We start from the raw sequence: 25,464 nt of genomic DNA, 5'->3' as shown, positions 1-25,464 counted from the left end.
AGAACCCGGTGGCAAGATAGCGGCTCCCAACAATCACACGACATGACTGCTGTTTCACCGCCCTCTGCTGCACCGCGACTGCCTTTGGCTGCGCACGAGAACGTGCTGTGTGCGCTTGACGTTGACCTGAGCCAGGAGTTGCGCTTCGCGCCCGGGCGCGTGGTGCTCACCGACCAAGCGCTGTATGGCTGGCAAGCAGGCCAGGCGCAATACCAGCGCTGGCCGGCCAGCGGCCGGCTAGATGCCCGCCACACGCTGCAATTGCACGAACACGCCGGCCTGTTGACGCTGGGCCTGCACACGCCCGAACAGCGGCTGGCGCACTGGCATCTGAGCCAGCAAGGCAGCATTCAAGCGCAGCGCCTGATCGAGCATTTCAAGGCCCAGGTGCATGGCGACGCGCAAAGCGCACAGCGCGCGCAGGACATGTCCACCTGCACGGCCTGCGGCGCCGCCCTGCCGCAAGACAGCAGCGCCTGCCAAGCCTGCGCCGAGAAGGAAGAAGAAGCGCCCGTCTCCAGTTGGGTGCTGCTGCGCCTGCTGCGCTTTGCCAAGCCCTACCGCAAGCTCATCGCGCTGGGCTTTGTGCTGACGCTGGCATCGACGGCCGCCACGCTGGTGCCGCCGTACCTGACCATCCCGCTGATGGACGACATCCTCATCCCCTACCAATCGGGCCAGCCCATCGACGCCTCGTTGGTGGCCTGGTACCTGGGGGCGCTGCTGCTATCGGCCATCGTCGCCTGGGCGCTGGGCTGGAGCCGCACCTACGTGCTCTCGCTGGTGTCCGAGCGCATCGGCGCCGATTTGCGCACCACCACCTTCAACCACCTCATGCGCCTGTCGCTGGACTACTTCAGCAGCCGCCGCACAGGCGATCTCATCACCCGCATCGGCTCCGAGACCGACCGCATCAACACCTTTCTCTCGCTGCACGCGCTGGATTTCGCCACCGACGTCATCATGATCGTCATGACGGCGGCCATCTTGCTGTCCATCGACCCCACGCTGGCGCTGGCCGCCCTCGTGCCGCTGCCCTTCATCTTCATCCTCATCCAGCGCGTGCGCGCCAAGCTCAAGGTGGGCTTTGAGCGCTCCAGCCGCGTCTGGTCGCAAATCACCAACGTGCTGGCCGATGCCATCCCCGGCGTGCGCGTGGTCAAGGCCTTTGCGCAGGAAAAGCGCGAGCAGGAGCGCTTTGCCGAGGCCAACCGCGTCAACCTGATTGCCAACGACCGCGTCAACCGCGTCTGGTCGCTGTTCTCGCCCACCGTCACGCTGATGACCGAGGTGGGCACCCTCGTCGTCTGGGCCTTTGGCATCTGGCTGGTGGCGGGCAACACCATCACCGTAGGCGTGCTGGCGGCCTTCATCGCCTACATCGGGCGCTTTTACACGCGGCTCGATTCCATGAGCCGCATCGTCAGCATCACCCAGCGCGCCGCCGCCGGGGCCAAGCGCATCTTCGACATCCTCGACCACGTCTCCACCGTGCCCGAGCCGGCCCAGCCCACGCCCCTGCCCGCCGTGCAAGGCCATCTGCGCCTGAAGAACCTGGGCTTTCGCTACGGCAGCCGCACCGTGCTGCGCAACCTCAACCTGGAGATCGCGCCGGGCGAGATGATCGGCCTGGTAGGCCACAGCGGCTCGGGCAAATCCACACTGGTCAACCTCATCTGCCGCTTCTACGACGCCAGCGAAGGCGCCATCCTCTGCGACGGCATCGACTTGCGCCACATCGCCGTGGCCGACTACCGCCGCCACATCGGCCTGGTGCTGCAAGAGCCGTTTTTGTTCTTCGGCACCGTGGCCGAGAACATTGCCTACGGCAAGCCCGATGCCACGCGCGAGGAAATCATCGCCGCCGCGCGCGCCGCGCACGCGCACGACTTCATCCTGCGCCTGCCCCACGGCTACGACTCGCTGGTGGGCGAGCGGGGCCAAAGCCTCTCAGGCGGCGAGAGGCAGCGCATCAGCATCGCCCGCGCGCTGCTGATCGACCCGGCCATCCTCATCATGGACGAGGCCACCTCCGCCGTGGACACCGAGACCGAAAAGGAAATCCAGAAAGCGCTGGACAACCTCGTGCAAGGCCGCACCACCATCGCCGTGGCGCACCGCCTCTCCACCCTGCGCAAGGCCAACCGCCTCGTCGTCATGGACCGCGGCCACATCGTCGAAGTGGGCGGCCACGACGAGCTGCTGGCGCGCCAGGGCGCGTACTGGCGGCTCTACCAGGCCCAGCAGCGCCGCGAGCAACAGCAGCACCAGCAGCAGCTCGGCGGCTGACTGACGCCCCCGCAGTACAGCCCGCCACGCCCCATCGCAAGGACACGCCATGACCGCCCAGCCCCCTGCCAAGCCCAGCGCCTCGCACCTGCGCTACCTGCCCGCGCACGTACTGGTGCTCGACGCCGACACGCCAGCCGAGCGCATCCAACTGGACCAGCACGGTCAATTGATCCTGCACCTGCCCGCGCAGGCCAGCATCAGCGATGAGAGCAGTGAGCCAGATCCTGTCGCCACGGCACAGCGGCATCACCCCATCGCCGTGCAGCCCATACCCGCTTTTGCCCTGAGCGCGCCTCGGCAATGCCTCTCGCTGGTCGATTTGCAAGGCAAGGAGCGCGCTTACATCGAGCGGCTCGACGCCCTGCCCCAACCCTGCCAGCAAGCCATTGCCGCCGCCCTGGCCGGGCGCGAGTTCATCCCAAAGATCACCGCCATCGACTCAGTCAGCAGCTTCTCTACCCCCTCGCTGTGGCAGGTGCACACCGACCGCGGCCCCACCTCACTGCTGCTGCAAAGCGAGGACGATATCCGCAAGCTCGATGCCGAGGGCCAATGCCTGCGCATCACCGACAAGCACAGCCTGCAATACCAGATTGACGACGTCGAATCCTTGCCTAAAGCCTCACGCAAACTGCTGGCGCGCTTTATCTGAGCTGAGAGCCTGCGCCAAGAACTGCCGTCACAGCCTATCTGCCGCTTGCGGGCAAACCCCGATTGCCACACCCCGCGCAAGACCGGAAAGGCCATGCTTTTCGTGCATACTGGCCCCATACAACCTAACCCTGCCCACACCTCTTGAAAGCCCAGCCCCGGACCCCATCCATGAGTCATGATCCCATCGCACTGGAGGATTCCATGAACACGCTTTATGACTCCGAAGCCTTTTCGGTCGTGCACATGCAGCAGGACATCGCCCCGCCGCAGCAGGATGGGCAGCGCCCCAGCCAAGCTGCAGGCGCGCAACTGGTGCGCCATGGCTTTGAAATCGTGGACAAACGCTCCGGCCGGGAGGTCTATCTGGACGGCAGCTGGGCCGAGCTGTTCCACGCCCAGATCCAGGAATGGCAGCGCAACACCCCCACGCAGGAAGAAGTGGAGGACACGCTGGACAGCTACACCGGCCTGGCCCAACACCCTGTGCTGGTGCACTGAACGCCCGCCCCCGGCATGCCCCGCCCCGCCCGGTCAGCCCCGCAGCGCCACACCCAGGCTGGGCTGCGTCTGATCTGCCAGGGCCTGCTGGCGCTGGGGCTGATGGCTGCCGCCCCACTGGCACAAGCCCTGACCGCCCCTGCGGGCTGGGCCATGCAAACCCAGCAGAACATGACGGCCTTCGTGCCACCTGGCCTGAGTCAGCAGGAGCAGGGGCGTTTCGTCATGTTGCTCTCGGCGCCGCTGCCGATGAATGGCCTGCCACTGCAGGAGTGGGCCCGGCAGATGGCCGACAGGCTTTCGGACAGTTACGGCAAGCTGCTCTCGCGCGGCAGCCCTGGCTTTCAGGCGCCGCTGTGGCGTGTGCAGCACCGGCTGCAGGTACAAGGCCAGGCGCTCAGCGCCTTCTACCACGCCTTCGTGCATGCGCCCGATCAGGCGCGCATCGCCGTGATGCTGGGCCAGGACGCCCTGCTGCAGCGCTATGCCGAGGGCGGCGCGCAAATCATCGCCTCGGCGCTGCGGGAAGCGCCAGCCATCCGCGCCGCCGCCCAGGCGTCTGCAGCCGCAAACGAACGTGGCAATGATCACAGTCCGGCGGGCCGCCAGCGCCCAGCCCCATCGCCCCAACCTCAAGCGGGCCAACACCGCCAGGCTGCCAGTGCCCTGCTGCCCTTTGCGCCATGCGATATTCACGCCGTGCTCAACCACAGCGAAACCAGCTACGAGGTCTACGGCCTGGAGGTGATCGAAACCACGCACGTGCTGCTGAAAAATGGCCGCCTCTACACCAATGGCCAGGCCCAGGGCCAGTGGCGCAAGGCCGGCAGCGGCTACCAACAGCGGGGCCAGGGCAGCGGCTGGCAGGCCCTGCTGGGCGATACCGTGCATGGCCTGACGGCCCAGGCCCTGGTGGGCAGCTTCAATGCCGACCGTGGCGCCTCCTTCGGCACCACCAGCGCCGTGACACGCAACCGCCTGCGCCTGCTGGCCAACGGCCGCTTCGAGGCCGAGCGCGGCTTCAGCGGCCACACCCAAATGGGCGACGCCATCACCACGCCGCGCGCCAGCACCTCGCGCAGCCACAGCCGCGAGGGCCAAGGCACCTGGCGGCTGCTGGGCCCACACGTGCTTGAACTGCGCGACGACGATGGCCGCACACAGCAGCTGATTGGCTATTTCACCGACGCCCAACGCCGCTGGCTGAACCTGGACCAAACCGCCTACCAGCGCAGCCAGTGACCTGAAAGCCATGGCCCGGGCGGCGCGCATTCGGTGCGACAATCACGCCCCTTATGAGTCACGCTTGCCCTACTTTCATTCTGACCCTCTCCTGCCCTGACCAGAAAGGGCTGGTGCATGCCGTCTCCGGCTTTTTGCTTGAGCAAGGCGGCAACATCGAAGAAGCTGCGCAATTCAACGACCACTCCACCGGCCTGTTCTTCATGCGGCTGCAGTTTTCCGTGCAGCAGCGCAGCCTGGAGCAACTGCAAGAGGCCCTGCAAGATTTTGCCCAGCCGCTGCAAATGCGCTGGAGCCTGCACGACGCGGCCCAGCCCGTGCCCACGGTGGTGTTCGTCAGCCGCGAGGGGCATTGCCTCAACGATCTGCTGTTTCGCTGGAAGAGCGGGCTGCTGCCCATCGACATCCGCGCCATCATCAGCAACCACCGCGACTTCTACCAGCTCGCGGCCAGCTACAACGTGCCCTTCCACCACATCCCGGTCACCAAGGACAACAAGGCCCAGGCCGAGGCGCGGCAGTACGAGATCATCCAAAGCGAACAGGCCGAGCTGGTGGTGCTGGCGCGCTACATGCAAATCCTCTCGGACGACCTGAGCCAGAAGCTCGCAGGCCGCGCCATCAACATCCACCACAGCTTTCTGCCCAGCTTCAAGGGCGCCAAGCCCTACTACCAGGCACACGACCGGGGCGTCAAACTCATCGGCGCCACGGCGCACTACGTCACCGCCGACCTGGACGAAGGCCCCATCATCGAGCAGGACGTGGCGCGCGCCTCGCACACCGACACGGTCGAGGACCTGACCGCGCGCGGGCGCGACACCGAAAGCCAGGTGCTGGCGCGCGCCGTGAAATGGCACAGCGAGCACCGCATCCTGCTCAACGGCCACAAGACGGTGGTGTTCCGCTAAGGCCAGCCCCCCGCATGCACGCCGAGCCCCGCCCTCCCGCTGCGCCGATCGATCTGGCGCAGCGGCTGCGCAACTACCTGGACCTGATCCGCTGGAACCGTCCGGCGGGCTGGCTGCTGTTGCTGTGGCCCACGCTCAGCGCGCTGTGGATTGCCGCGCAGGGCTTTCCCGGCTGGCATTTGCTGCTGGTATTCACGCTGGGCACCATCCTGATGCGCAGCGCCGGTTGCTGCGTCAACGACATTGCCGACCGGAAATTCGACCGCCACGTCAAGCGCACCGCACAGCGCCCCATCACCACCGGGCGCATCAGCGTGCGCGAAGCGCTGGCCGTGGCGCTGGTGCTGACCCTGCTGGCCTTCGCGCTGGTGCTCAGCACCAATGCGCTGACGATTGCCTGCTCGGTCTTCGCCGTGGCCATCACCGTCTTCTACCCCTACACCAAGCGCTTTTTCTCCATGCCGCAGGCCGTGCTCGGCGTGGCCTTCAGCTTCGGCATCCCCATGGCGTTTGCCGCCGTGCAGGCGCAGATCCCGGCTGCGGCCTGGTGGCTGCTGCTGGGCAATCTGTGCTGGGTCATCGCCTACGACACCGAGTACGCCATGGTCGATCGCGACGACGACCTGCGCCTGGGCATGAAGACCTCGGCCATCACCCTGGGCCGCTGGGATGTGGCCGCCATCGTGCTCTGCTATGGCCTGTTCCTGGCCTGCTGGGCCTGGGTGCTGCAGCCGCAGGCGCTGGGCTGGCCCTGGCATTTGGCCCTGGCGCTGGCCGCCGCGCAGGTACTCTGGCATGGCTGGCTGATCCGCCTGCGCCGCCGCGAGGACTGCTTTCGCGCCTTCACGCAAAACCACTGGCTGGGCCTGACGCTGCTGGCCGGCATCGTGCTGGGCTACGCCCTGAAGGTTTGACCGGCCCCGGCAACGCCATGCCTGCACCAAACCATTCCGGCAGCCACTTGCGCGCCGCCCCGCCTGCCCCGCCCTGGCGGGACAGCCCGCTGCGCTTTGGCCGCATCAGCCGGCTGCTGCACTGGGCCATGGCGCTGCTGCTGGCCTGGCAGTTCATCGGCATGGCGCTCAAGCTGGCTTTTGATCTAAGCCCGCGCGACTCCTGGCTGGTGGGCACGCACAACCACGTGGGCATGGTGCTGTGGCTGCTGGCCGTGCTGCGCGCCCTCTGGGCGCTGGCGCAATGGCCGCAGCGCCCGGCCTACGGCCCAGGCTTCATCGCCCAATGTGCGCGCGCCGGGCATGGGCTGCTGTATCTGCTGATGCTGCTGGTGCCTACGCTGGCCGTGATGCGCTTGTACGCATCGGGCCGGGCCTTTGCGCTGTTCGGGCAGTTGCCAATCTTTAGCGCCTCCGCGCCCAATCAGGCCTTGGTGCAGGCCATCAACGCCCCACGCGACAGCCTGGGCGCCAGCTGGCATGGGCTGCTGGGCTGGCTGCTGCTGGCCGTGATTGCCGGGCACATCGCCATGGTGCTGGTGCACCATTTCATCTGGCGCGACGACACGGCGCGCCGCATGCTGGGCCGCCGTGGCCCGAGCATCAGGGGTTGACTCAATCTCCCCCCCCTTACTGCGCGCTGACCTTGATGCCGGCCAGGCGCTGCGAATAGTCCCTGCCGCGCAGCGCCACCTTGGCTGCGGCCTGCAGCGCAATGTGGCGGTACTGCGCCGCGATGGGGCCTTCAGGCTCGGCCACCACGCTGGGGCTGCCGCCATCGGCCTGCAAACGGATTTGCATGTCCAGCGGCAGTGCGCCCAGATAGGCCAGGCCCAGCTCGGCCGCCAGGTGCTGGCCGCCGTCCTGGCCGAACACGTGCTCGATGTGGCCGCACTGGCTGCACACGTGCATGGCCATGTTCTCCACCAGGCCCAGGATGGGCACGCCGACCTTCTCAAACATGCGAATGCCCTTGCGCGCATCGAGCAGCGCAATGTCCTGCGGCGTGGTGACGATGATGGCGCCGGTCAGCGGCACGCGCTGGCTCAGGCTCAGGTGGATGTCGCCGGTGCCCGGCGGCATGTCGATGAGCAGGTAGTCCAGATCGTCCCAATTGGTCTGGCGCAGCATTTGCTCCAGCGCCTGTACGGCCATGGGCCCGCGCCAGATCATGGCGTCGTCGGGCCGGGCCAGAAAGCCAATGGACATGGCCTGCACGCCGTGGCGTTGCAGCGGCTGCATGCTCTTGCCGTCCAGGCTCTCGGGGCGTTGGTCCAGGCCCAGCATCATCGGCAAGCTGGGGCCGTAGACATCGGCATCGAGCAGGCCTACGCGCGCGCCCTCCTGCACCAGCGCCAGCGCCAGGTTGACGGCCGTGGTGCTCTTGCCCACGCCGCCCTTGCCCGAGGCCACGGCGATGATGTTGCGCACCTGCGGCAGCGGCGTCAGCCCTGGGCGTACCGCATGGGCAGCCACCTCCAGCTCGAACTGCAGCTGCACCTGCCCGGCGCCGGCGCGCTGCGCGGCCTGCGTGAGCTGCTCGCGCCACAGCGCCTGCTGCGACTGCGCCGGGTACGGCATGCGCACGCGCAGCTGCACCTGCTCGCCCTCAATGTGCGCCTGCATGCGCTTGGGCGAGGCAAAGTCCTCGCCCGTAAAAATATCTCTTACACTCGCCAGCTCTGCGAGCAGGCGCTCTTGCTGCACTGCCATAGTCAATCCACTGTTTTCCATCAATCCAAGGGCAAACCCACGGCGGCCGGAGCCTGCGCGCGCAGCCCCAGCCATTTGCCGCGGCCGTATCTTGCCCGTTCGCTGCGTCTTCGCCGTGAAATTCACCATTCCACGCCATTCGCTTTTCGGCCTGCTGCTGCGCTCCCCGTGGTGGGTCAGCATTATGCTGGCCGCCGTGCTGGGCGCGGCCCTGGCGGCGCTGATGCCGCGCGAATATGTGCTGCTGGCCCTGACCGGCACCTTGCCGCTGCTGATCGTCGGGGCTGTGGCCGCCTGGCAGCAATGGCATGCCCCCAGCGAGGAAAAGCGCAGCCAGGTATTGCAAGAGGCTGCCCAGCTGAGTTGGGAGGATTTCTCAAGGCGCCTGCAGCAAAGCTGGCGCCTGCAAGGCATCCACGCCAGCGCGCCCGAGCACCCCGGCGCGGACTGGCGCATCACCCGCGAAGGCCAGTACACCTTGGTGCTGGCGCGCCGCTGGAAAGCCTCAGTGCATGGGCTTGAGCCACTGCGCCAACTGGCCCGCGCGATGGAGGACAGCGGCATCGGCCACGGGCTGTACATCGCCGCCGGCGGCGAACTCAGCCCGCCCGCACAGCGTTTTGCACGCGAGCACAACATCCAGATCTGGCTGGGCGACGCCCTGTCGCTGTTCCTGCTGGGCAAGCGCCCCGGCGTCTGATCACAGCGGGTCGCAAAGCAAGCTGCCGTGCCACACACTGGCGCATCCCCATCCATCCATTCGCCCCGGCCAATGTCACCGGTCGCGCGCCATGCCCAGCAACAGCGTGCAGCGCAAACCGCCCTGGTGTGCTGTGGCGGCGGGGCCCGCGCCGCCTACCAGGTCGGCGTGCTCAAGGCCCTGGCGCGCCTGCATGGCACGCAGCCGCAGCGGCTGCGGCAAAGTCCGTTCGGCATTCTGGTGGGCACTTCGGCCGGGGCCATCAACGTGGCGGCGCTGGCCAGCGGTGCCGACCATTTCGCTCAAGCCGTCGCGCAGCTCGAACAGACCTGGGCCGGGCTGCACACCGAGCAGGTCTACCGCAGCGACTCCTGGAGCGTGCTGCGCACTGGCACACGCTGGCTGCGCCTGCTCTCGCTGGGCTGGGCGGTGGCGCGCTGGCGGCGCGGCCAGCCGCAGGCGCTGTTGGATAACCAGCCGCTGGCCGAGCTGCTGCAAGCGCGCATCGCCATGGCGCGCATCCCGGCACTGATCGAGCGCGGCCACCTGCGCGCCGTGGCCGTCACGGCCTCCAGCTACAGCAGCGGCCGCCACATGAGCTTTTACCAATCGGCCGCACCCATCCAGCCCTGGCAGCGCTCGCTGCATCTGGCCTGCGCCACGGCCCTGCACCACGGGCACTTGCTGGCCTCGGCGGCCATTCCCTTCGTCTTTCCCGCACAACAGCTGCCCCTGCCCCATGGCCTGGAGTTCTTCGGCGATGGCTCCATGCGCCAGCAAGCGCCCATGGCTCCGGCCATCCACCTGGGCGCGCAGCGCATTCTGGTCATTGGCGTGGGGCGCGGCGTGACAACGGCGGGAAGCGCCGCAGGCGCCAGCGCGCCTTCGCTGGCGCAGATCGCCGGGCACGCGCTATCGAGCATCTTCCTGGACACCCTGGCCACCGACATCGAGCGCCTGCAGCGCATCAACCAGACGCTGCGCCTGCTCACGCCTGAGCAGCAGGCGCGCAGCCAATTGCGCCCCATCGAGCTGCTGGCCATCACCCCGTCGCAGGACATCGACGCGCTGGCCGCGCGCCACCTGCAGCAGCTGCCCGCCAGCATCCGCGCCCTGCTGGGGGCGCTGGGCACGGGCAGCGATGCGCGCGAGCTGGGCCATTCGGCCCTGGTGAGCTATCTGCTGTTCGAGGCGGCCTTTACGCAGGAGCTGATCGCACTGGGCGAGCAAGACACGCTGCGGCGCAGCCAGCAGGTGCTGGATTTCATGGGCTGGCAGGCGTCACCCGAAATGTCTTGAAGCCAGGGCCTGCACGGGCCGGTGCGCAGCGCCCGTCGCCCTCGGAGCCCGTTCATTCAGAGTCGCCGCACCTGCTCACTGCGGCGCGCCCTCCAAGCCACTGGCCTGGATGCCAGCCAGTTCGTCGGCCATGGCTTCGTACACGCTTTTGCGGATGGCGAACTCCAGCTCCTCACGGATACTGGGCAGCAGCGAGCGGGTCTGGCGCTCGATGACGACGGCAATGACCTCGCCCACCCGGTCGGTGAGCACGGCATCGACGCGCTGCATGACCCGGTGCACCAGCTGCTCTTCGAAATCGCCCGGCAGCAAGCCTCGCAAGGCGGCGGCATCCGGCCAGGCGTCGGCCTGCGCGGCCCGGGCCGCCACGGCGCAAAAGCCTTCGGCCTGTACGCCATCGGCCGCCATCGGCAGCGGCTCGGCCGCATCCGGGGGCGCGGCCATGGCAGGCAACTGCAACTCAGGCTGCGCGGACGGCACCGGGGCAGCCTGGCCCAGCTGCAGCATTTCCCAGGCCACGCGCTCGGCCAGCTCACTGGCTGCATCGCGCGGTGGCGGCGCCTGCATGGGCTGGCCGGGGGCTGCGTCGCCGTGCGGCCGCGCGCCATCCTGCAGGCCGTGCAGCGCATTCGCAGCGGGGGGGTGCAATGGCTGCAAATCGTCGAAGGCGCCCTGCCAAGCCGAGGCGTCCGGGCCTGCCGAGGGCTCAGGCTGCAGAGGCTGTGATGGCGGCGCAGCATCGGCGCTGGCCGCACCGCCAACGGCATTGAGCGCACGCTCGATGTAGCGCGAGGTGCGCAGCGCCACGTCGGGCTGCGGCTCGGGCATCAGCGTGGGGATTTGCGCCAGCGGCACCGGCATGTCCGCCGGTATGTCCGCAGGCGCGGCGGCCCGCAGGCCAGCGTCAGCTGGCGGCTGTGCGTCGTGGGCAGCACCGGAGCCATCGCTCGCGGGCTGGGCCTGCACGATGTCGGTCAGTGTGGGCACGGTCTGGGGGCGGTATGGATCGTGTGCGCGCTCAGTCATGGCGGAAATCTTCGGTTGGCTGGCTGGGTTGCTGAGACTGGGTTGGCGAAGCGGTTTTTCGTGGCAAAAGCTGCAAATGGAAGGCGGGAGTTCGTGCAAGACCTGAACACCCTGCAGGCATTTTCAACGCGGCAGTTGCGGGTTTTGAGCGAAAACACCGCCGCAATACTGAATGTCAATCCCCCTAAGAGCCTGTTCAAAATCTCGGCGCGAGTGGGCAAGAAGCGGTTTGGGGTGGGCTGCAAGGCGCAAAACGCAGCCATAGCTGGGGCTGGCTTTGCAACGTAGCAGAGCGCCCAAATCCGCTCTCTTGACCGCCGTGCAAAGATTTTGAACAGGCTCTAAGACAAGCCCATCAAGCAGCGCCTGTGGCTTGGCCCAGATCGTGGCTGAGGATGGCATAGCCGCGCTGCTGGTAATGCCGCCAGCGTTGGCGGGCGCACTGGCGGTCATGGGCGTCTGGCGATACCAGCTCATACAAATGCTCGAAATGGCTGAAACCTGCTGGCACTTCATCCCACAGACTGAGCAAGGCGTGAACCCGGCCATGCAGGGCCTGCGGGTCGATGCGCTCGCACAGCAGGATGGGCGCTTGCACGCTGGGCGCGGCAGGCCCGGCCGGGGCGCTGCCATGCCCATCCGGCGCGTCCAACCAGTCGTGGGCGACAAAATCGGCCGGGGCCATCTGCCAGAGCATGGCATCGAGCTGCTGCAACTGCTGCGGCGCAGCGCTGAGCAGCAGCGGCGTTTGCTGCATGAATGCCTTGCGCGCCAGACGGCAGGCAAAGTGCAGCTTGTCTGGCACGTTGAAGTAGAAATGCACGTCCGTCATGGGCGCATTATCCAGCCAAGCCCTGCCCACGATGCCGTGGCCTGCGCACGATGCAGGCCACAGAGCGCAAAAGCCCCGCCAGGCCAGCCGCCCGGCGGGGCTTTTGCAGGGGCTGTGCGCCGCCTCTGAACTGCGCAAGCGCAGTGCCAGGGCCCGTCGATCAGAAACCGCGCGTGACTGGCGGATCCATCTCGCCGGCCTTGGGCGGCGTGTCGGCGTATTTGCCCAGCTCCCACTTGGCAATGGCGTTGCGGTGTACTTCATCCGGGCCATCGGCAAAGCGCAGCGTGCGGGCGTTGGCGTAGCTGTAGGCCAGCGGGAAGTCGTCGCTGAGGCCGCCGCCGCCGTGCACCTGAATGGCCCAGTCGATGACGCGGCAGGCCATGCTGGGAGCCACGACTTTGATCATGGCGATCTCGGTGCGCGCGACTTTGTTGCCCACGGTGTCCATCATCCAGGCGGCCTTGAGCGTGAGCAAGCGCGCCATGTCGATCTCGCAGCGCGCCTGGGCGATGCGCTCTTGCGTGACGGTCTGCTGGGCGATGGTCTTGCCGAATGCCACGCGGCTGAGGGCGCGGCGACACAGGTATTCCAACGCGCGCTCGGCCTGGCCGATCAGGCGCATGCAGTGGTGGATGCGCCCTGGCCCCAGGCGGCCCTGGGCGATCTCGAAGCCACGGCCCTCACCCAGCAGGATGTTGGCAGCGGGCACGCGCACGTTCTCGAACAGCATTTCCATGTGGCCATGCGGCGCGTCGTCATAGCCCAGCACATTCAGCGGGCGCAGGATTTTCACGCCCGGCGTGTCAGCCGGCACGACGATCATGCTTTGCTGGGAGTGGCGCGGCGCGTCGAAGTCGCTTTTGCCCATGGTAATGAAGACTTTGCAGCGCGGATCGCCTGCACCAGAGATCCACCACTTGCGCCCATTGATGACGTATTCGTCGCCCTGGCGCTCGATGCGCGTCTCGATATTGGTGGCGTCGCTGGAGGCCACGGCCGGCTCTGTCATGGCAAAGGCCGAGCGGATTTCGCCTTCGAGCAGGGGCTTGAACCAGCGCTGCTTGATTTCCTCGCTGCCGTAGCGCGCCAGGGTCTCCATGTTGCCGGTGTCGGGCGCCGAGCAGTTGAACACCTCCGAGGCCCAGGGCACGCGGCCCATGATCTCGGCCAGCGGTGCGTATTCCTGATTGGTCAGCCCCGCGCCCTCATAGCCTGAGGCCGCGGCCGTGTCCACAGGCAGAAACAGGTTCCACAGGCCCTGCTGGCGCGCGATGGGCTTGAGCTTCTCGATGGTCTGAAGCGGTGTCCAGCGCTTGCCGGCGGCCGTATTGGCCTGCATTTCCTCGTGGTAGACCTGCTCGTTGGGGTAGATGTGCTGCTGCATGAACTGCTGCAGCTTGTCCTGCAAGGCCTTGGTCTTGTCAGAGTAGTCAAAATCCATCGCTGTGCTCCTTCTTCGTCGGGATCGGGTTGGGCATGGCAACGCACATGGCGCCTGGCATGCATGGGCAGGGGCGATCAGGCGCCGGCCTGCTGCGCCTTGCGCCAGGCCATCTCGGCCAACGGACGCGTGTTCTCACCTTGGGCCTTGGCGCGCGCGCTGCTGGCCAGCCCTTCTTGGGCGCGCTTGGCCACGCCTTGCAGGATGGCCGCCAGGCGGAACATGTTGTAGGCCAGGTAGAAGTTCCAGTCGGCCGTCAACTCCTCGGCCGTGGCAAAGCCGGTGCGCTCGCAATAGCGGCGGATGTATTCCTGCTCGCTGGGGATGCCCAGACTGGCATAGGGCACGTCGGCAATGCCACGGAACACGCCGCTGGGGATGTGCCAGGCCATGCAGTGGTAGCTGAAGTCGGCAAAGGGGTGGCCGATGGTGCTCAGCTCCCAATCCAGCACGGCGATGGCCTGTGGCGCATCGTTGGCAAACATCAGGTTGTCCAGCCGGAAGTCGCCGTGCACGATGGCGCTGAGGCGCTCATCGCGCGCCGATGCCGGGATGTTGGCCGGCAGCCATTCGATGAGCCTGTCCATGGCCTCGATGGGCCCGGTCTCGCTGGCGCGGTACTGCTTGCTCCAGCGGCCGATCTGGCGCTCGAAGTAGTTGCCCGGCCGACCAAAATCGCCCAGCCCGCAGGCGCGGTAGTCCACCGAGTGCAGCGCGGCGATGACGCGGTTCATCTCGTCGTAGATCGCGCTGCGCTCCTGCGGGCTCAGGCCTGGCAGCGCCTGATCCCACAGCACACGGCCGGTTTTGAACTCCATGATGTAGAAGGCCCGGCCGATGACCGACTCATCCTCGCACAACGCATACATGCGCGGCACCGGCACCGGCGTATCGGCCAGCGCGCGCATCACGGCGAACTCGCGCTCAATGGCGTGGGCCGAGGGCAGCAGCTTGGCCACCGGGCCTGGTTTGGCGCGCATCACGTAGCGCTGCGTCGGGGTCGTCAGCTCATAGGTCGGGTTGGATTGCCCGCCCTTGAACATCGCCACCGACAGCGGGCCGTCAAACCCTTCGACGTGCTGCTGCATCCAGCGCTGCAGTGCAGCCGCGTCGAAGGCGTGCTCGGCGCTGACCTCGCGCGTGCCCACAAAATGCTCGAAATCACTCATGCCATCTCCATCATTTGCTGTTTCCATCGCTGCATTGGCAAGGCGATGCGCCACACGGCCTGCCAACAACAACGCCGCAACCAGTGCGCACCAGGGCGCGCCGGTTGCGGCGTGTTTTTCTTTGGTTTTTGAATGCCCTTGCCTGCCAGGCTTCGAGACGCCCAGTGCAGGCTGCGGGCCAGGCGGCTACGCGGCCGCCTCGCCAATGCGGAGCAGCGCTTCGCGATCGAGGACCACCAGCCCCCCTGTTTCGATGCGGATGATGCCCTCGCGCTCCATGCCCTTGAGCTCCTGATTGACGCGCTGACGCGAAGCGCCCAGCAGCTGCGCCAGCTCCTCCTGCGCCAGCTGCAAACCGATGCGGATGTGACTGCCGCCGCTGAGGTCGGCAATGCCATAGCTGCGCGCCAGGTGCAACAGCTGCTTGGCCAGGCGCGCGCGCAGCGGCAGCGTGTTCAAGTCCTCGACCAGCCCATACAGGCCGCGAATGCGCCGCGCATGCAGGCGCAAAATGGCCTGGTAGAACTCCACATGGGTCTGCAGGATCTTGAAGAAATCGCTCTTGCTCACCCCCACGATGGTGGTGTTGCCATGCGCATAGGCATCGTGGGTGCGCTTGTCGCCGTCGAGCAAGGCCACGTCGCCAAACCAGATGCCCGGCTCGACATAGGTCAGCGTGATTTGCTTGCCCGTCAACGAAGTCGAGCTCACGCGCACTGCGCCCTTGGCGCACGCAATCCACTCCTCGGGCGGATCGCCGCGCGCGCAAATCAGCGCGCCGTCCTTGTAGCGTTTGACGTATGCACATCGCAGGATATCGTGCCGCAGCGTCGGCGAAAGTGTGTTGAACCAGCGACCTGCATTGATCGCCTCGCGTTCCTGCATGGTAAGAATAGGTTCGTCCATGGCGTGTCTTGTGAGTGACTGGGCATCGCCTGCCCGCTGCGGCGCCACGCTGCAGCAAGCCGGCGATGCAAACGCAACGGCGCAGCAATCGGCCCGTCAGGGCTGCTGCGCGCGTGCGCGCGCGATGATACGCACAAATACCAGCCCCGCTGACGCGGCACGCGGGCTTGGTGCACAAATGCCATTACAGTGCCCGCTGGCGCTGTTGCCGTATTTGCCCCGCCTGCCATGAAACGACTTCTGACCAGCCTGTTCGTGCTGCTGGCCATCACTGCCGTGGTCTTCTACGGCATGTTCAGCACGCTCAAAAGCAAAAAGCCCACTGCCCCGGCGGGGGCGGTGACGGCGCCGACCGGCGGCGCGCAAGGCCCACGCTGATCGACGGTTCAGAGCCCGCCGTCAAGAAAGGCCTGCTCCCACGATCCGCTCACGCAGCATGGGCAGAGCATCCAGGCCCCAGAACAGCTCGCCATCGACGACGAAGGCCGGCACGCCAAAGACGCCAGCGACCTGAGCCTGATCGGTGTTGGCGCGCAGCAGCTCTTTGCAAAGCGCACTGTCTGGGCCACCATCGATGCGCAGCTGCTGCGCCAGGCATTGCTCCAACTGCGCCAAGCGCTCGGGCTGCAGAGCATCGGCCCCGCCAGACTGCCAGACGTGTTCAAAAATGCACTGCGCCGTGTAGCGATTGATGCTGCCATCCGTGCTGCAAGCCATGGCCAAGCGCAGCAGCGGCAGGCTGTTGAAGGGGTGCTGGGCCGGCCAGGCAAAGCCCGCCTGTTGCTGCGCCTGCATGGCCGCTGGCAGCGTGCCGGGCTCTTGCTCTGCCAGGCATTGCTGCGCCTGGGCCTGCTGTTCGGCCAGCCACTGCGTGTGGCGCTGGATCCAGCCATGCTTGCTGGCAATGCTGGCTGGCGATGTCACACCCTGGGCCTTGAACAAGGCCCCCAACAGCACCGGCTTGTACAGCACCTGGTAGCCGCCGCCCTTGAGCGCCTGCGGCAGGGCATGAAATGCCAGGTGGGCATAGGGCGAGACAAAATCAAAATAGAAATGGATGGGCTGCATGGCGGGCCTTGCATTGAGGGGTTGAGAACCTTGAGGCCATCAGAGCTGGCGCAGGCGCGCTGCGGCGCGCTGCAGCATAGCCTGCCAGATGGCGCGCTTGCACGCAGCGCTGGCTTGGCCCCACTGGGCGATTTCATCGAGCTGGCGATAGCAGCCCAGGCAATAAGGCGCTGGCGCATCGGCTGCTGCCAGCTCGGCGCTCATGGCGCACACCTGGATACAAGGCGAAGGCGGCGGCTCCTGCGCGCCATCGTGCAGCAAGCCCTGCGCGCGCAACTGCTGGGCGCGCGCCAACAGGCGCTGAGCCGCTTGCACGGGGTTGAGCGGCCTGCGCTCAGTTTCGGACGGCGGCATGGCTGGGCAAGCCCCCTGAAAAAGTCTGCACAACATCGGCCCAAGGGGCATCGGTGCAGTGGTGCAATTGCTCCGGGCTAAGCGCCAGCAGCGCGCGCGCATGGCCGCACCAGACCCAAAGCGCATCGAAGCGCTGCAAGCTGTCGTCAAGCAAGCACAACAGCGGTTCGAGATGGCCCAGCGGCGCAACGACCCCTGCGGCAAACCCTGTGCGCTCTCGCACGAATTGGGCATCGGCACTGGCCGTTTGCCCCAACAGGCGGGACACCTTGGCGCGATCGACGCGGCGATCGCCCGCCGCCATGACCAGCACCGGGGCAGCATCGACCAAGCGCCGCAGCACCACGCCACGCGCCAGTTGGCCCGGCGCCACGCCCAGCCACTCGGCAGTCTGCCGCAAGCTGCGTGCAGGCCGCCCCAGCCATTGGGGCTGCCCCAACTGCGGCCAGGCGCACAAAGCCTGCTGCACGCGCTGCACCGGCTCGGGCAGCCGTTCGGGCAGTGGCTGCGTGACTGCAGCGGACAATTTGCGCAAGGCCAAGGGGCCGGCCACTTATCAGCCGCAGGCCACGGCCTCGGGCCGCTTCTTGGCGATGGCCGTGCCTGCGCGCGAGCTGGAGGGGCGCTGCAGAAAGCTGCTGATGTACAGGCCGGCATCAACCAGCTTTTCCAGATCAACGCCCGTCTCGATGCCCATGCCGTGCAGCAGATAGACCAGATCCTCAGTGGCCACGTTGCCAGTGGCGCCCTTGGCGTAAGGGCAGCCGCCCAGACCAGCCACAGCAGCATCAAATTGCCACACGCCCAGCTGCAGTGCCGCCAGCGTGTTGACCACGCCCTGACCGTAGGTGTCGTGGAAGTGGCCCGAGACGTCGTCAAGCGCGTAGTGCTTGAGCGTGGCCTCAATGGCGCGCTGCACCTTCAGCGGCGTACCTACGCCAATGGTGTCGGCCACGCCGGCGTGCTGTACACCGATGGACTTGAGCTGGCGCGCCAGCGACTCGACCTGCTGGGGCGAGACCTCCCCCTCATACGGGCAACCGACGGTGCAGGACATGGCGCCGCGCACATAGATGCCCCGCGCCCGCGCGGCCTCCACCACCGGCGCAAAACGCTCGATGCTCTCGGCAATCGAGCAGTTGATGTTCTTCTGGCTGAAGGTTTCGCTGGCCGAGGCAAAGACCACGATCTCATCGGGTTGGCTGGGCAAGGCCGCTTCCAGCCCCTTCATATTGGGCACCAGCACCGAGTAGCGCACGCCGGGACGGCGCTCAATGCCCGCCATGACCTGGCTGTTGTCGGCCATTTGCGGCACCCATTTGGGCGAAACGAAGCTGGTGACCTCGATCTCCTTCAGGCCTGCATCCTGCAGGCGCTGCACCAGGCCGATCTTGACCTCGGCCGGCACCAGTTGTTTTTCGTTTTGCAGGCCATCGCGTGGGCCGACTTCCACCAGTTTGACTTTGCTGGGCAGTGCCATGGCTTGGGGCTCCTGAAGGGGTGGTGAAGAAGAAAACGCCAGCGCGCAACGCATGGAACCGCGCTCTGTGACCGGCCCATGCGCTGCGCGCCCGCCTGCGCGGTTGCCCGCACAGGCCAGTGTGTCGTCCATGGTGCCGCCCGGCAGAGGCGGCAAAGCATCAGGGACTGTTCAAAAAACAGGCCCTGACCTCATCAGACAGCCGCCTCGTCCTGCTCGCCGGTGCGGATGCGCACCACCTGCTCCAGCGGGGAGACGAAGATCTTGCCGTCGCCAATCTTGCCGGTGCGCGCAGCCTTGGCGATGGTCTCGATACAGCTGTCCACCACGGCGTCCGTCACGGCGATCTCAATCTTCACCTTGGGCAGAAAATCCACCACGTACTCTGCGCCACGGTACAGCTCCGTATGGCCCTTCTGGCGGCCAAAACCCTTGACCTCGGTCACCGTCAAGCCAGTGATGCCCGACTCGGCCAAGGCCTCTCGCACATCATCGAGCTTGAAGGGCTTGATGATGGCGGTGATCAATTTCATGCTCATTGCAAAACTCCTTGCCTGGGATGCGGCAATTCAAAGGCGCGCGGCGGCTGTCTGAGACAGAGTCTGCGCCCAGAAAAATGGCTAAGCCGCCCGAAAAGCCCGCAATGGTAACGCCATTTGCCTGGCCCATGGCTTGCCTGGGTGGCTCAAATGCACTGCTTTTGCTGAGCCTCAACGCTGATAGCCATTGGTGACTGGATAGCGCCAATCGAGGCCAAAGCTGCGTGCGCTGAGCTTGGGGCCGGGTGCGCTTTGCTGGCGCTTGTATTCGCTGATGCGCAGCAACCTGAACACCTGCTCGACACGCTCGCGCGGGTAGCCGGCGGCGACGATCTCATCGGCCGAGCGCTCTTGCTCCAGGCGCAGCTGCACAATGGCGTCGAGCACCTCGTAGGGCGGCAGGCTGTCCTGATCGGTCTGGTTCTCGCGCAGCTCGGCGCTGGGCGGGCGGGTGATGATGCGCTCGGGGATGGGCTGCGCCACGGCCTGGCCTGCGGCGCATGCAGGCACATGCGCATTGCGCCAGCGCGCCAATGCAAAGGCCTCGGTCTTGTACAAGTCCTTCAGCGGCGCAAAGCCGCCGCACATGTCGCCATACAGCGTGGAGTAGCCCATGGCGACCTCGCTCTTGTTGCTGGTGGCCAGCAGCAGCCCCCCAAACTTGTTGGACAAGGCCATGAGCAGCACGCCCCGGATGCGCGCCTGCAGGTTTTCCTCCGTGGCATCGACCGGGCGCTGTTCGAACAGCGGCGCCAAGCTGTGCTGCAGCGTCTCGAAAGGCTCGCGGATGGAGATCTCGTCATAGCGCACGCCCAGGCGGCGCACCATCTCGCGCGAATCCTCCAGGCTGATGGCCGCCGTATAGGGCGAAGGCATCATCACCGCATGCACCTGCTGCGCGCCCAGCGCGTCCACCGCCAGCGCCAGCACCAGGGCCGAATCAAGCCCGCCCGACAGGCCCAGCAACACCTGGCCAAAGCCGTTCTTGCGCACATAGTCGCGCGTGGCCAACACCAAAGCCTGCCAGACTTGCAGCAGCTCCTCGCCCAGCGCGTGGTTCTGCCCAGGCTCCAGCAGCCACTGCCCTGGCTCGACTGCTTCTGCCGTATCGCCCTGCCACTGCAGCGGCCACAGGCAAGCAGCAAAGCCTGGGGCCCAGCCCGCAATCTGGCCGTCGGCCTGCAGTGCCAGCGAATGGCCATCGAACACCCGCTCATCCTGACCGCCCACCGTGTTGGCATACAAGAGCGGCAACCCGGCGGCCTGGGCACAAGCGCCCAGCGCTGCCGCACGCTGCGCCGGCCGGCCCTGCACGAAGGGCGAGGCATCCAGCGCCAGCAGCAGGCGAGCGCCTGCCTGGCGGGCCTGCTGCGCCAGCTTGGGTTGCCAGACATCAGCGCCAATGAGCACCGCCAGCGGCACGCCCTGCACCGAGATCACCTCTGGCTGCGCCCCAAGCGAGCCGCCAATGAAATGGCGCTGCTCGCCACTTTGCCAGCCCTGCCCGCCCTGCTGCCGCCAACGCGCCAACAACTGCCCTGCGCCAATCAAGCTGGCCGCATTGCAGGCCAGCGGCCTGGGCAGCAACTGCAGCGGGTCTGCTGCTGCAGCATGCTCAGGCTCGGCCACTGCCTCCGGATGGCCCAGCACAATGTGCAAATGTGGCCATTGCGCACTGGCGGCCACCAGCTGCTGCAGCGCCTGCGCGCAGTCTTGCAGAAACAGCGGACGGCAAAGCAAATCGCCCGCACCCGGCCCGCTGAGGAACAACTCGGGCAATACCAACAGCTGGCAGCCTTGCGCCTGCGCCTGAGCAGCGGCCTGCAGGGCTTGGGCCAGATTGCCCTGTACATCCCCCGCGACGGGGTTGAGTTGTGCGACACAGATTGAAAGAGTCATGGGCGAAGGCATGGCGGCAAGTGGGGCTCAGGGCAAATGGGGCGCAGGCATTGAGCGCCTGCCCCCTGAAAAAAGCGGCCATTATCACGCCAGGGCCTGTTCACGCATCGCAGCGCCGCGCCCCTGTGCGATCGGTGCAGATTTTCCCTAGGGCCGCACTGGTATGATGCGCGCCTTTCGCGCATCCCGGCCGGCATGGGCAGGCCGGGCCTTGGAGCCGACTCCAAGGGTTGCAAGCCAACTGCCAGTAGCTCAACTGGATAGAGCAGCTGCCTTCTAAGCAGCAGGTCGGGGGTTCGAGTCCCTCCTGGCAGGCCAATGCCCCACCCTGCGTTTTTCTTGCCCTGGGACATTCCGCCGTGTCTTTGTTCGTCACCGAATTCGAGGGCGGTCGCGCCCTGTCGCCCTTCCGCGCAGCCAAGCTGCTGCCTGCACTGCAGGCCATCCATCCCAAAATCCAGGCCATTGATGCGCGCTTTTTGCATCTGGTCGCTACCGAGCAGCCCATGAGCGATGCGCTGGCGCAGCAACTGGCGCGCCTGCTGGACTATGGCGAGCCTTTTGCCCCGGCGCAGGCCGGCGCAGCCGATGCTTTGGTGCTGGTCACGCCCCGGCTGGGCACGGTCAGCCCCTGGGCCTCCAAGGCCACGGACATTGCGCACAACTGCGCCCTGCCAGTGCGCCGTATCGAGCGCGCCGTGGAGTACCGCCTGCACCTCAAGCCTGGCCTGCTGGGCCAGCGTGAGGCGTTGGACGATGCGCAGTGGCAGCAGGTCGCCGCTTTGCTGCACGATCGCATGACTGAATCGGCGCTGCGCGAGCGCCAGCAAGCCCACGGCCTGTTCGAGAGCCTGCCTGCCGCATCGCTGCAAACGGTGGATGTGCTCAGCGGCGGCCCCGAGCAAGGCAGGCAGGCGCTGGAAGCGGCCAACCGCGACTGGGGCCTGGCACTGGCCGAGGACGAGATCGACTACCTCGTAGCCGCCTTCACGCAACTGGGCCGCAACCCCACGGACGTGGAGCTGATGATGTTCGCCCAGGCCAACAGCGAGCACTGCCGCCACAAGATCTTCAACGCCGACTTCACCATCGACGGCCAGCGCCAGGACAAAAGCCTGTTCGGCATGATCCGCCACACGCACCAGATGGCGCCGCAGCACACCGTCGTGGCCTATGCCGACAACGCCTCGGTGATGGAAGGCCATGCCATCGAGCGCTTCGTCGCCCGCGCCGGCGACGCCCAGGCCCCGCGCCAGTACGTGCGCGAGCCGGCCCGCCACGACGTGCTGATGAAGGTGGAGACGCACAACCACCCCACGGCCATCTCGCCCTTCCCCGGCGCGGCCACCGGCGCGGGCGGCGAGATCCGCGACGAAGGCGCCACCGGCCGTGGCGCGCGGCCCAAGGCCGGGCTGACGGGCTTTACCGTCTCCAAGCTCTGGGGCGGGCTGAGCGAGCAGCCCGGCGGCAAGCCCGCCCACATGGCCAGCCCGCTGGAGATCATGACCGAAGGCCCGCTGGGCGGCGCGGCCTTCAACAACGAGTTTGGCCGCCCCAATCTGGCCGGTTATTTCCGCGAATACGAGCAAGAAGTCGCGGGCGTGCAGCGCGGCTTTCACAAGCCCATCATGATCGCCGGCGGCCTGGGGCAGATCGATGCCACGCAGGTCAAGAAAGTGCAATTCCCCGCTGGCACGCTGCTGGTGCAACTGGGCGGGCCGGGCATGCGCATCGGCATGGGCGGCGGCGCGGCCAGCTCGCTGGCCAGCGGCGTGAACGCGGCCGATCTGGACTTTGATTCCGTGCAGCGCGGCAACCCCGAGATTGAGCGCCGCGCGCAGGAAGTCATCAACCAGTGCTGGCAATTGGGCCAGGACAACCCCATCCTAGCCATCCACGACGTGGGCGCGGGCGGCTTGTCCAACGCCTTCCCCGAGCTGGTCAACGACGCCGGGCGCGGCGCGCGCTTTGATTTGCGCGCCGTGCCGCTGGAGGAAAGCGGCCTCTCGCCCAAGGAGATCTGGAGCAACGAAAGCCAGGAGCGCTACGTCATGGCCATCGCCCCCGAGGCGCTGGCGCGCTTCGAGGCGCTGTGCGCGCGCGAGCGCTGCCCGTTTGCCGTGGTCGGCGTAACCACCGAGGCGCGCGAACTGCGCGTGACCGACGGCGAGGACGGCAAGGACAACACCGAAGCCACCACCGTCCCGCACCCCGTGGACATGCCCATGGACGTGCTGCTGGGCAAGCCGCCCAAGATGCACCGCGACGTGCGCAGCGTGGCGCGCACGCCCCAGCCGCTGGATGTCACCGGCGTGGGCCTGCAAGAGGCCATCATCGGCGTGCTCAGCCACCCCACGGTGGCCAGCAAGCGCTTTCTCATCACCATTGGCGACCGCACCGTGGGCGGCCTCACGCACCGCGATCAAATGGTCGGCCCCTGGCAAGTGCCGGTGGCCGATTGCGCCGTCACCCTGGCCGACTTCCAAGGGCTGGCGGGCGAGGCCATGAGCATGGGCGAGCGCAGCCCGGTGGCTGCCCTCAACGCCCCGGCCTCAGGCCGCCTGGCCATTGCCGAGGCCATCACCAACCTGCTGGCCGCGCCCATCGAGCTGGCGCGCGTCAAGCTCTCGGCCAACTGGATGGCCGCCTGCGGCGAACCGGGCGAGGACGCCGACCTGTACGCCACCGTGCGCGCCGTCGGCCTGGAGCTGTGCCCGCAGCTGGGCATCTCCATCCCCGTGGGCAAGGACAGCCTGTCCATGCGCACCGTCTGGCAGCACGAGGGCCAGCCGCGCAAGGTCACCTCCCCCGTGACGCTGATCGCCAGCGCCTTCTGCACCCTGCCCCACATCACCGGCACGCTCACGCCGCAACTCAATCGCGACGAGGCCGACACCACCCTCGTCCTCATCGACCTGGGCCGCGGCCAGATGCGCATGGGCGGCTCCATGCTGGCGCAGGTGCTGGGCCAGGAGGGCGGCGCCACCGCCGATCTGGACGACGCGCAAGACTTGGTGCGCCTGGTCGATGCCGTCAACCAACTGCGCCGCGAAGGCAAGCTGCTGGCCTACCACGACCGCAGCGACGGCGGCCTGCTGGCCACCGTGGCCGAAATGGCCTTTGCCGGGCGCGTGGGCGTGGCGCTGAATGTGGACATGCTCATCACCGAAAGCGACGGCATCAGCGACAGCCGTGCCGAATACGGCGACGCCAAGAACTGGGCGCAGCAAATCAGCGCGCGCCGCGAGGAACTGACCCTCAAGGCCCTGTTCAACGAAGAGCTGGGCGTGGTGCTGCAAGTGCGCACCTCCGAGCGCGACGCCGTCATGCAGACGCTGCGCGCGCACGGCCTGTCCAAGCACAGCCACTTCATCGGCAAGACCCGCCCGGCCCAGGCCCCGCTGGAGGACGGCAAGGGCCAGCTGCAAATCTGGCGCGATACCAAGAACGTCTTCAGCGCCGAGCTGTACGACCTGTTCCAGGTCTGGGACAGCGTGAGCTGGAAGATCGCCCGCGAGCGCGACAACCCGGATTGCGCCGATCAGGAGCACGCCGCCGCCGGCCGCATGGACGACCCCGGCCTGCACGTGCAGCTGAGCTTCGACCCGGCCGAGGACGTGGCCGCCCCCTTCATCGGCAGCCAGGCCCGCCCGCGTGTGGCCGTGCTGCGCGAGCAGGGCGTGAACTCCCACGTCGAAATGGCCTACGCCTTCAGCGAAGCGGGCTTTGAGGCCATCGACGTGCACATGAGCGACCTGCAGGCCGGGCGCGAAAACCTGGCGCAATTTCAGGGCCTGGTGGCCTGCGGCGGCTTCAGCTACGGCGACACCCTGGGCGCGGGCGTAGGCTGGGCGCGCTCCATCACCTTCAACCCCGCGCTGGCCGAGCAATTCCAGCAATTCTTTGCGCGCGGCGACACCTTCGGCCTGGGCGTGTGCAACGGCTGCCAGATGTTTGCCGAGCTGGCCGGCATCATCCCCGGCGCGCAGGCCTGGCCGCGCTTTACCACCAACCGCAGCGAGCGCTATGAGGCCCGCCTGGTGCAGGCGCTGGTGCCCGACTCGCCCAGCCTGTTCTTCGCCGGCATGGCAGGCAGCCGCCTGCCCATCGTCGTCGCCCATGGCGAAGGCTTTGCCAACTTCAGCCAGCGCGGCAACGCCAGCGCCGCCATCGCCGCGCTGCGCTACGTGGATCACCTGGGCCAGCCCACCGAGCAATACCCGCTCAACCCCAATGGCAGCCCCGGCGGCCTGGCCGCCGTGACCACGGCCGACGGCCGCTTCACGGCCATGATGCCGCACCCCGAGCGCGTGTTCCGCAACGCCCAAATGAGCTGGACGGATCTGCCCGCCACCGGCGGCCTGGGCGCCAAAAGCCCCTGGATGCGCCTGTGGCGCAATGCCCGCAAGTGGATCGGGTGACGACGGGCTGCGGGCTGTGCCTGGCTCAAGAGCCAGCGCCTGGCCTGCGCCCTCCTGTTTTTCC

24 protein-coding genes and 1 tRNA gene are annotated in these 25,464 nt (G+C 67.1%); 13 read left to right on the top strand and 12 right to left on the bottom strand.

The features are described from left to right. The first annotated feature begins 42 nt into the window (after nt 1-42). The 7 genes from CK620_RS01405 (at nt 43) to CK620_RS01375 (ending at nt 7,164) form a co-directional block, all read left to right on the top strand. Nucleotides 43-2,289 (top strand): cyanophycin metabolism-associated ABC transporter, encoded by a 2,247-nt coding sequence (locus CK620_RS01405; protein WP_095548792.1) that lies wholly within the window; start codon nt 43-45, stop codon nt 2,287-2,289. A gap of 49 nt (nt 2,290-2,338) precedes the next feature. After that, nucleotides 2,339-2,944 (top strand): cyanophycin metabolism-associated DUF1854 family protein, encoded by a 606-nt coding sequence (locus CK620_RS01400; protein WP_095548791.1) that lies wholly within the window; start codon nt 2,339-2,341, stop codon nt 2,942-2,944. 203 nt (nt 2,945-3,147) lie between these two features. After that, a complete protein-coding gene (locus CK620_RS01395; protein WP_095549085.1) occupies nt 3,148-3,444 on the top strand; it encodes a BTH_I0359 family protein in 297 nt (98 codons plus the stop codon). A 15-nt stretch (nt 3,445-3,459) separates the two neighbouring features. Beyond that, on the top strand, nt 3,460-4,686 hold the full coding sequence (locus CK620_RS01390) for a hypothetical protein (RefSeq protein ID WP_095548790.1): 1,227 nt from the start codon (nt 3,460-3,462) through the stop codon (nt 4,684-4,686). A 53-nt stretch (nt 4,687-4,739) separates the two neighbouring features. Continuing rightward, nucleotides 4,740-5,597: a formyltetrahydrofolate deformylase gene (gene purU, locus CK620_RS01385; protein WP_095541178.1), complete on the top strand. Its 858-nt coding sequence runs from the start codon at nt 4,740-4,742 to the stop codon at nt 5,595-5,597. Between the two features lie 14 nt (nt 5,598-5,611). Beyond that, complete coding sequence (ubiA, locus tag CK620_RS01380; protein WP_095548789.1) at nt 5,612-6,511, top strand: 4-hydroxybenzoate octaprenyltransferase; 900 nt, start codon at nt 5,612-5,614, stop codon at nt 6,509-6,511. A gap of 17 nt (nt 6,512-6,528) precedes the next feature. Beyond that, the gene (locus tag CK620_RS01375) at nt 6,529-7,164 is read left to right on the top strand and encodes a cytochrome b (protein WP_095549084.1); all 636 of its coding nucleotides are present in this window, start codon (nt 6,529-6,531) and stop codon (nt 7,162-7,164) included. A 16-nt stretch (nt 7,165-7,180) separates the two neighbouring features. Here CK620_RS01375 and apbC read toward each other — a convergent pair whose 3' ends face one another. Next, the gene (gene apbC / locus CK620_RS01370; RefSeq protein WP_095548788.1) at nt 7,181-8,263 is read right to left on the bottom strand and encodes an iron-sulfur cluster carrier protein ApbC; all 1,083 of its coding nucleotides are present in this window, start codon (nt 8,261-8,263) and stop codon (nt 7,181-7,183) included. Between the two features lie 115 nt (nt 8,264-8,378). Here apbC and CK620_RS01365 point away from each other — a divergent pair, with 115 nt between their 5' ends. Next, on the top strand, nt 8,379-8,963 hold the full coding sequence (locus tag CK620_RS01365) for a restriction endonuclease (RefSeq protein ID WP_172424186.1): 585 nt from the start codon (nt 8,379-8,381) through the stop codon (nt 8,961-8,963). A gap of 72 nt (nt 8,964-9,035) precedes the next feature. Further along, nucleotides 9,036-10,262 carry a patatin-like phospholipase family protein gene (locus CK620_RS01360; protein WP_095548787.1) on the top strand — a complete coding sequence of 409 codons (1,227 nt, stop codon included), beginning with the start codon at nt 9,036-9,038 and terminating at the stop codon, nt 10,260-10,262. A 75-nt stretch (nt 10,263-10,337) separates the two neighbouring features. On the opposite strand, the gene CK620_RS14185 is transcribed toward CK620_RS01360, so the two are convergent. Then, nucleotides 10,338-11,288, bottom strand: a complete 951-nt coding sequence (locus tag CK620_RS14185; protein WP_238945964.1) for a hypothetical protein — start codon at nt 11,286-11,288, stop codon at nt 10,338-10,340. A 93-nt stretch (nt 11,289-11,381) separates the two neighbouring features. Between CK620_RS14185 and CK620_RS13675 the strand changes: the two genes are divergently transcribed. Beyond that, entirely contained in the window at nt 11,382-11,576 is a 195-nt protein-coding gene (locus CK620_RS13675) for a hypothetical protein (RefSeq protein WP_143325857.1), read from the top strand. Between the two features lie 67 nt (nt 11,577-11,643). On the opposite strand, the gene CK620_RS01350 is transcribed toward CK620_RS13675, so the two are convergent. The 4 genes from CK620_RS01350 to CK620_RS01335 all read right to left on the bottom strand — a co-directional run bounded on the left by CK620_RS01350 (nt 11,644) and on the right by CK620_RS01335 (nt 15,639). Continuing rightward, nucleotides 11,644-12,120: a DNA polymerase III subunit chi gene (locus CK620_RS01350; protein ID WP_095548786.1), complete on the bottom strand. Its 477-nt coding sequence runs from the start codon at nt 12,118-12,120 to the stop codon at nt 11,644-11,646. Nucleotides 12,121-12,280: 160 nt separating this feature from the next. Next, entirely contained in the window at nt 12,281-13,564 is a 1,284-nt protein-coding gene (locus tag CK620_RS01345) for an acyl-CoA dehydrogenase family protein (RefSeq protein ID WP_095548785.1), read from the bottom strand. A 77-nt stretch (nt 13,565-13,641) separates the two neighbouring features. Continuing rightward, entirely contained in the window at nt 13,642-14,733 is a 1,092-nt protein-coding gene (locus tag CK620_RS01340; RefSeq protein ID WP_095549081.1) for a phosphotransferase, read from the bottom strand. A gap of 186 nt (nt 14,734-14,919) precedes the next feature. Next, nucleotides 14,920-15,639, bottom strand: a complete 720-nt coding sequence (locus CK620_RS01335) for a Crp/Fnr family transcriptional regulator (RefSeq protein WP_095548784.1) — start codon at nt 15,637-15,639, stop codon at nt 14,920-14,922. A gap of 228 nt (nt 15,640-15,867) precedes the next feature. Between CK620_RS01335 and CK620_RS13960 the strand changes: the two genes are divergently transcribed. Continuing rightward, nucleotides 15,868-16,017, top strand: a complete 150-nt coding sequence (locus tag CK620_RS13960) for a hypothetical protein (RefSeq protein ID WP_172424435.1) — start codon at nt 15,868-15,870, stop codon at nt 16,015-16,017. 21 nt (nt 16,018-16,038) lie between these two features. Here CK620_RS13960 and CK620_RS01330 read toward each other — a convergent pair whose 3' ends face one another. The 6 genes from CK620_RS01330 to CK620_RS01305 form a co-directional block, all read right to left on the bottom strand. Continuing rightward, entirely contained in the window at nt 16,039-16,707 is a 669-nt protein-coding gene (locus CK620_RS01330) for a 2-hydroxychromene-2-carboxylate isomerase (RefSeq protein WP_095548783.1), read from the bottom strand. Between the two features lie 39 nt (nt 16,708-16,746). Then, nucleotides 16,747-17,061 (bottom strand): DUF1289 domain-containing protein, encoded by a 315-nt coding sequence (locus CK620_RS01325; RefSeq protein WP_095548782.1) that lies wholly within the window; start codon nt 17,059-17,061, stop codon nt 16,747-16,749. After that, nucleotides 17,042-17,587 (bottom strand): YbaK/EbsC family protein, encoded by a 546-nt coding sequence (locus tag CK620_RS01320; protein WP_179290536.1) that lies wholly within the window; start codon nt 17,585-17,587, stop codon nt 17,042-17,044. The genes CK620_RS01325 and CK620_RS01320 overlap by 20 nt, the downstream gene beginning before the upstream one ends. Before the next feature lie 30 nt (nt 17,588-17,617). Beyond that, the gene (locus tag CK620_RS01315; protein ID WP_095548780.1) at nt 17,618-18,541 is read right to left on the bottom strand and encodes a hydroxymethylglutaryl-CoA lyase; all 924 of its coding nucleotides are present in this window, start codon (nt 18,539-18,541) and stop codon (nt 17,618-17,620) included. A 194-nt stretch (nt 18,542-18,735) separates the two neighbouring features. Further along, nucleotides 18,736-19,074, bottom strand: coding sequence for a P-II family nitrogen regulator (glnK, locus tag CK620_RS01310; protein ID WP_095541386.1), 339 nt, complete (start codon nt 19,072-19,074; stop codon nt 18,736-18,738). A 177-nt stretch (nt 19,075-19,251) separates the two neighbouring features. After that, on the bottom strand, nt 19,252-20,979 hold the full coding sequence (locus CK620_RS01305; RefSeq protein WP_095549080.1) for an NAD+ synthase: 1,728 nt from the start codon (nt 20,977-20,979) through the stop codon (nt 19,252-19,254). A 241-nt stretch (nt 20,980-21,220) separates the two neighbouring features. Between CK620_RS01305 and CK620_RS01300 the strand changes: the two genes are divergently transcribed. Beyond that, nucleotides 21,221-21,297: transfer RNA gene (locus CK620_RS01300), tRNA-Arg, on the top strand. 41 nt (nt 21,298-21,338) lie between these two features. Further along, nucleotides 21,339-25,400: a phosphoribosylformylglycinamidine synthase gene (gene purL, locus CK620_RS01295; RefSeq protein ID WP_095548779.1), complete on the top strand. Its 4,062-nt coding sequence runs from the start codon at nt 21,339-21,341 to the stop codon at nt 25,398-25,400. Nucleotides 25,401-25,464: the final 64 nt, after the last annotated feature.

Source organism: Vandammella animalimorsus (assembly GCF_002285285.1).
Classification (GTDB): Bacteria; Pseudomonadota; Gammaproteobacteria; order Burkholderiales; family Burkholderiaceae_C; genus Lampropedia; species Lampropedia animalimorsus.
This window is presented reverse-complemented; position numbering and strand designations above follow the sequence as displayed.

What these genes read in the sequence shown, in the direction of transcription:
- CK620_RS01315 (WP_095548780.1), bottom strand. Translation starts at nt 18,541, where the DNA reads ATGGCACTGCCCAGCAAAGTCAAACTGGTGGAAGTCGGCCCACGCGAT.
- glnK (WP_095541386.1), bottom strand. Translation starts at nt 19,074, where the DNA reads ATGAAATTGATCACCGCCATCATCAAGCCCTTCAAGCTCGATGATGTG.
- purU (WP_095541178.1), top strand. Translation starts at nt 4,740, where the DNA reads ATGAGTCACGCTTGCCCTACTTTCATTCTGACCCTCTCCTGCCCTGAC.
- CK620_RS14185 (WP_238945964.1), bottom strand. Translation starts at nt 11,288, where the DNA reads ATGACTGAGCGCGCACACGATCCATACCGCCCCCAGACCGTGCCCACA.
- apbC (WP_095548788.1), bottom strand. Translation starts at nt 8,263, where the DNA reads ATGGCAGTGCAGCAAGAGCGCCTGCTCGCAGAGCTGGCGAGTGTAAGA.
- CK620_RS01400 (WP_095548791.1), top strand. Translation starts at nt 2,339, where the DNA reads ATGACCGCCCAGCCCCCTGCCAAGCCCAGCGCCTCGCACCTGCGCTAC.
- CK620_RS01340 (WP_095549081.1), bottom strand. Translation starts at nt 14,733, where the DNA reads ATGAGTGATTTCGAGCATTTTGTGGGCACGCGCGAGGTCAGCGCCGAG.
- CK620_RS01305 (WP_095549080.1), bottom strand. Translation starts at nt 20,979, where the DNA reads ATGACTCTTTCAATCTGTGTCGCACAACTCAACCCCGTCGCGGGGGAT.
- CK620_RS01360 (WP_095548787.1), top strand. Translation starts at nt 9,036, where the DNA reads ATGTCACCGGTCGCGCGCCATGCCCAGCAACAGCGTGCAGCGCAAACC.
- CK620_RS01325 (WP_095548782.1), bottom strand. Translation starts at nt 17,061, where the DNA reads ATGCCGCCGTCCGAAACTGAGCGCAGGCCGCTCAACCCCGTGCAAGCG.
- CK620_RS01345 (WP_095548785.1), bottom strand. Translation starts at nt 13,564, where the DNA reads ATGGATTTTGACTACTCTGACAAGACCAAGGCCTTGCAGGACAAGCTG.
- CK620_RS01350 (WP_095548786.1), bottom strand. Translation starts at nt 12,120, where the DNA reads ATGACGGACGTGCATTTCTACTTCAACGTGCCAGACAAGCTGCACTTT.
- CK620_RS01405 (WP_095548792.1), top strand. Translation starts at nt 43, where the DNA reads ATGACTGCTGTTTCACCGCCCTCTGCTGCACCGCGACTGCCTTTGGCT.
- CK620_RS01335 (WP_095548784.1), bottom strand. Translation starts at nt 15,639, where the DNA reads ATGGACGAACCTATTCTTACCATGCAGGAACGCGAGGCGATCAATGCA.
- CK620_RS01375 (WP_095549084.1), top strand. Translation starts at nt 6,529, where the DNA reads ATGCCTGCACCAAACCATTCCGGCAGCCACTTGCGCGCCGCCCCGCCT.
- CK620_RS01390 (WP_095548790.1), top strand. Translation starts at nt 3,460, where the DNA reads ATGCCCCGCCCCGCCCGGTCAGCCCCGCAGCGCCACACCCAGGCTGGG.
- CK620_RS01330 (WP_095548783.1), bottom strand. Translation starts at nt 16,707, where the DNA reads ATGCAGCCCATCCATTTCTATTTTGATTTTGTCTCGCCCTATGCCCAC.
- CK620_RS01395 (WP_095549085.1), top strand. Translation starts at nt 3,148, where the DNA reads ATGAACACGCTTTATGACTCCGAAGCCTTTTCGGTCGTGCACATGCAG.
- CK620_RS13960 (WP_172424435.1), top strand. Translation starts at nt 15,868, where the DNA reads ATGAAACGACTTCTGACCAGCCTGTTCGTGCTGCTGGCCATCACTGCC.
- ubiA (WP_095548789.1), top strand. Translation starts at nt 5,612, where the DNA reads ATGCACGCCGAGCCCCGCCCTCCCGCTGCGCCGATCGATCTGGCGCAG.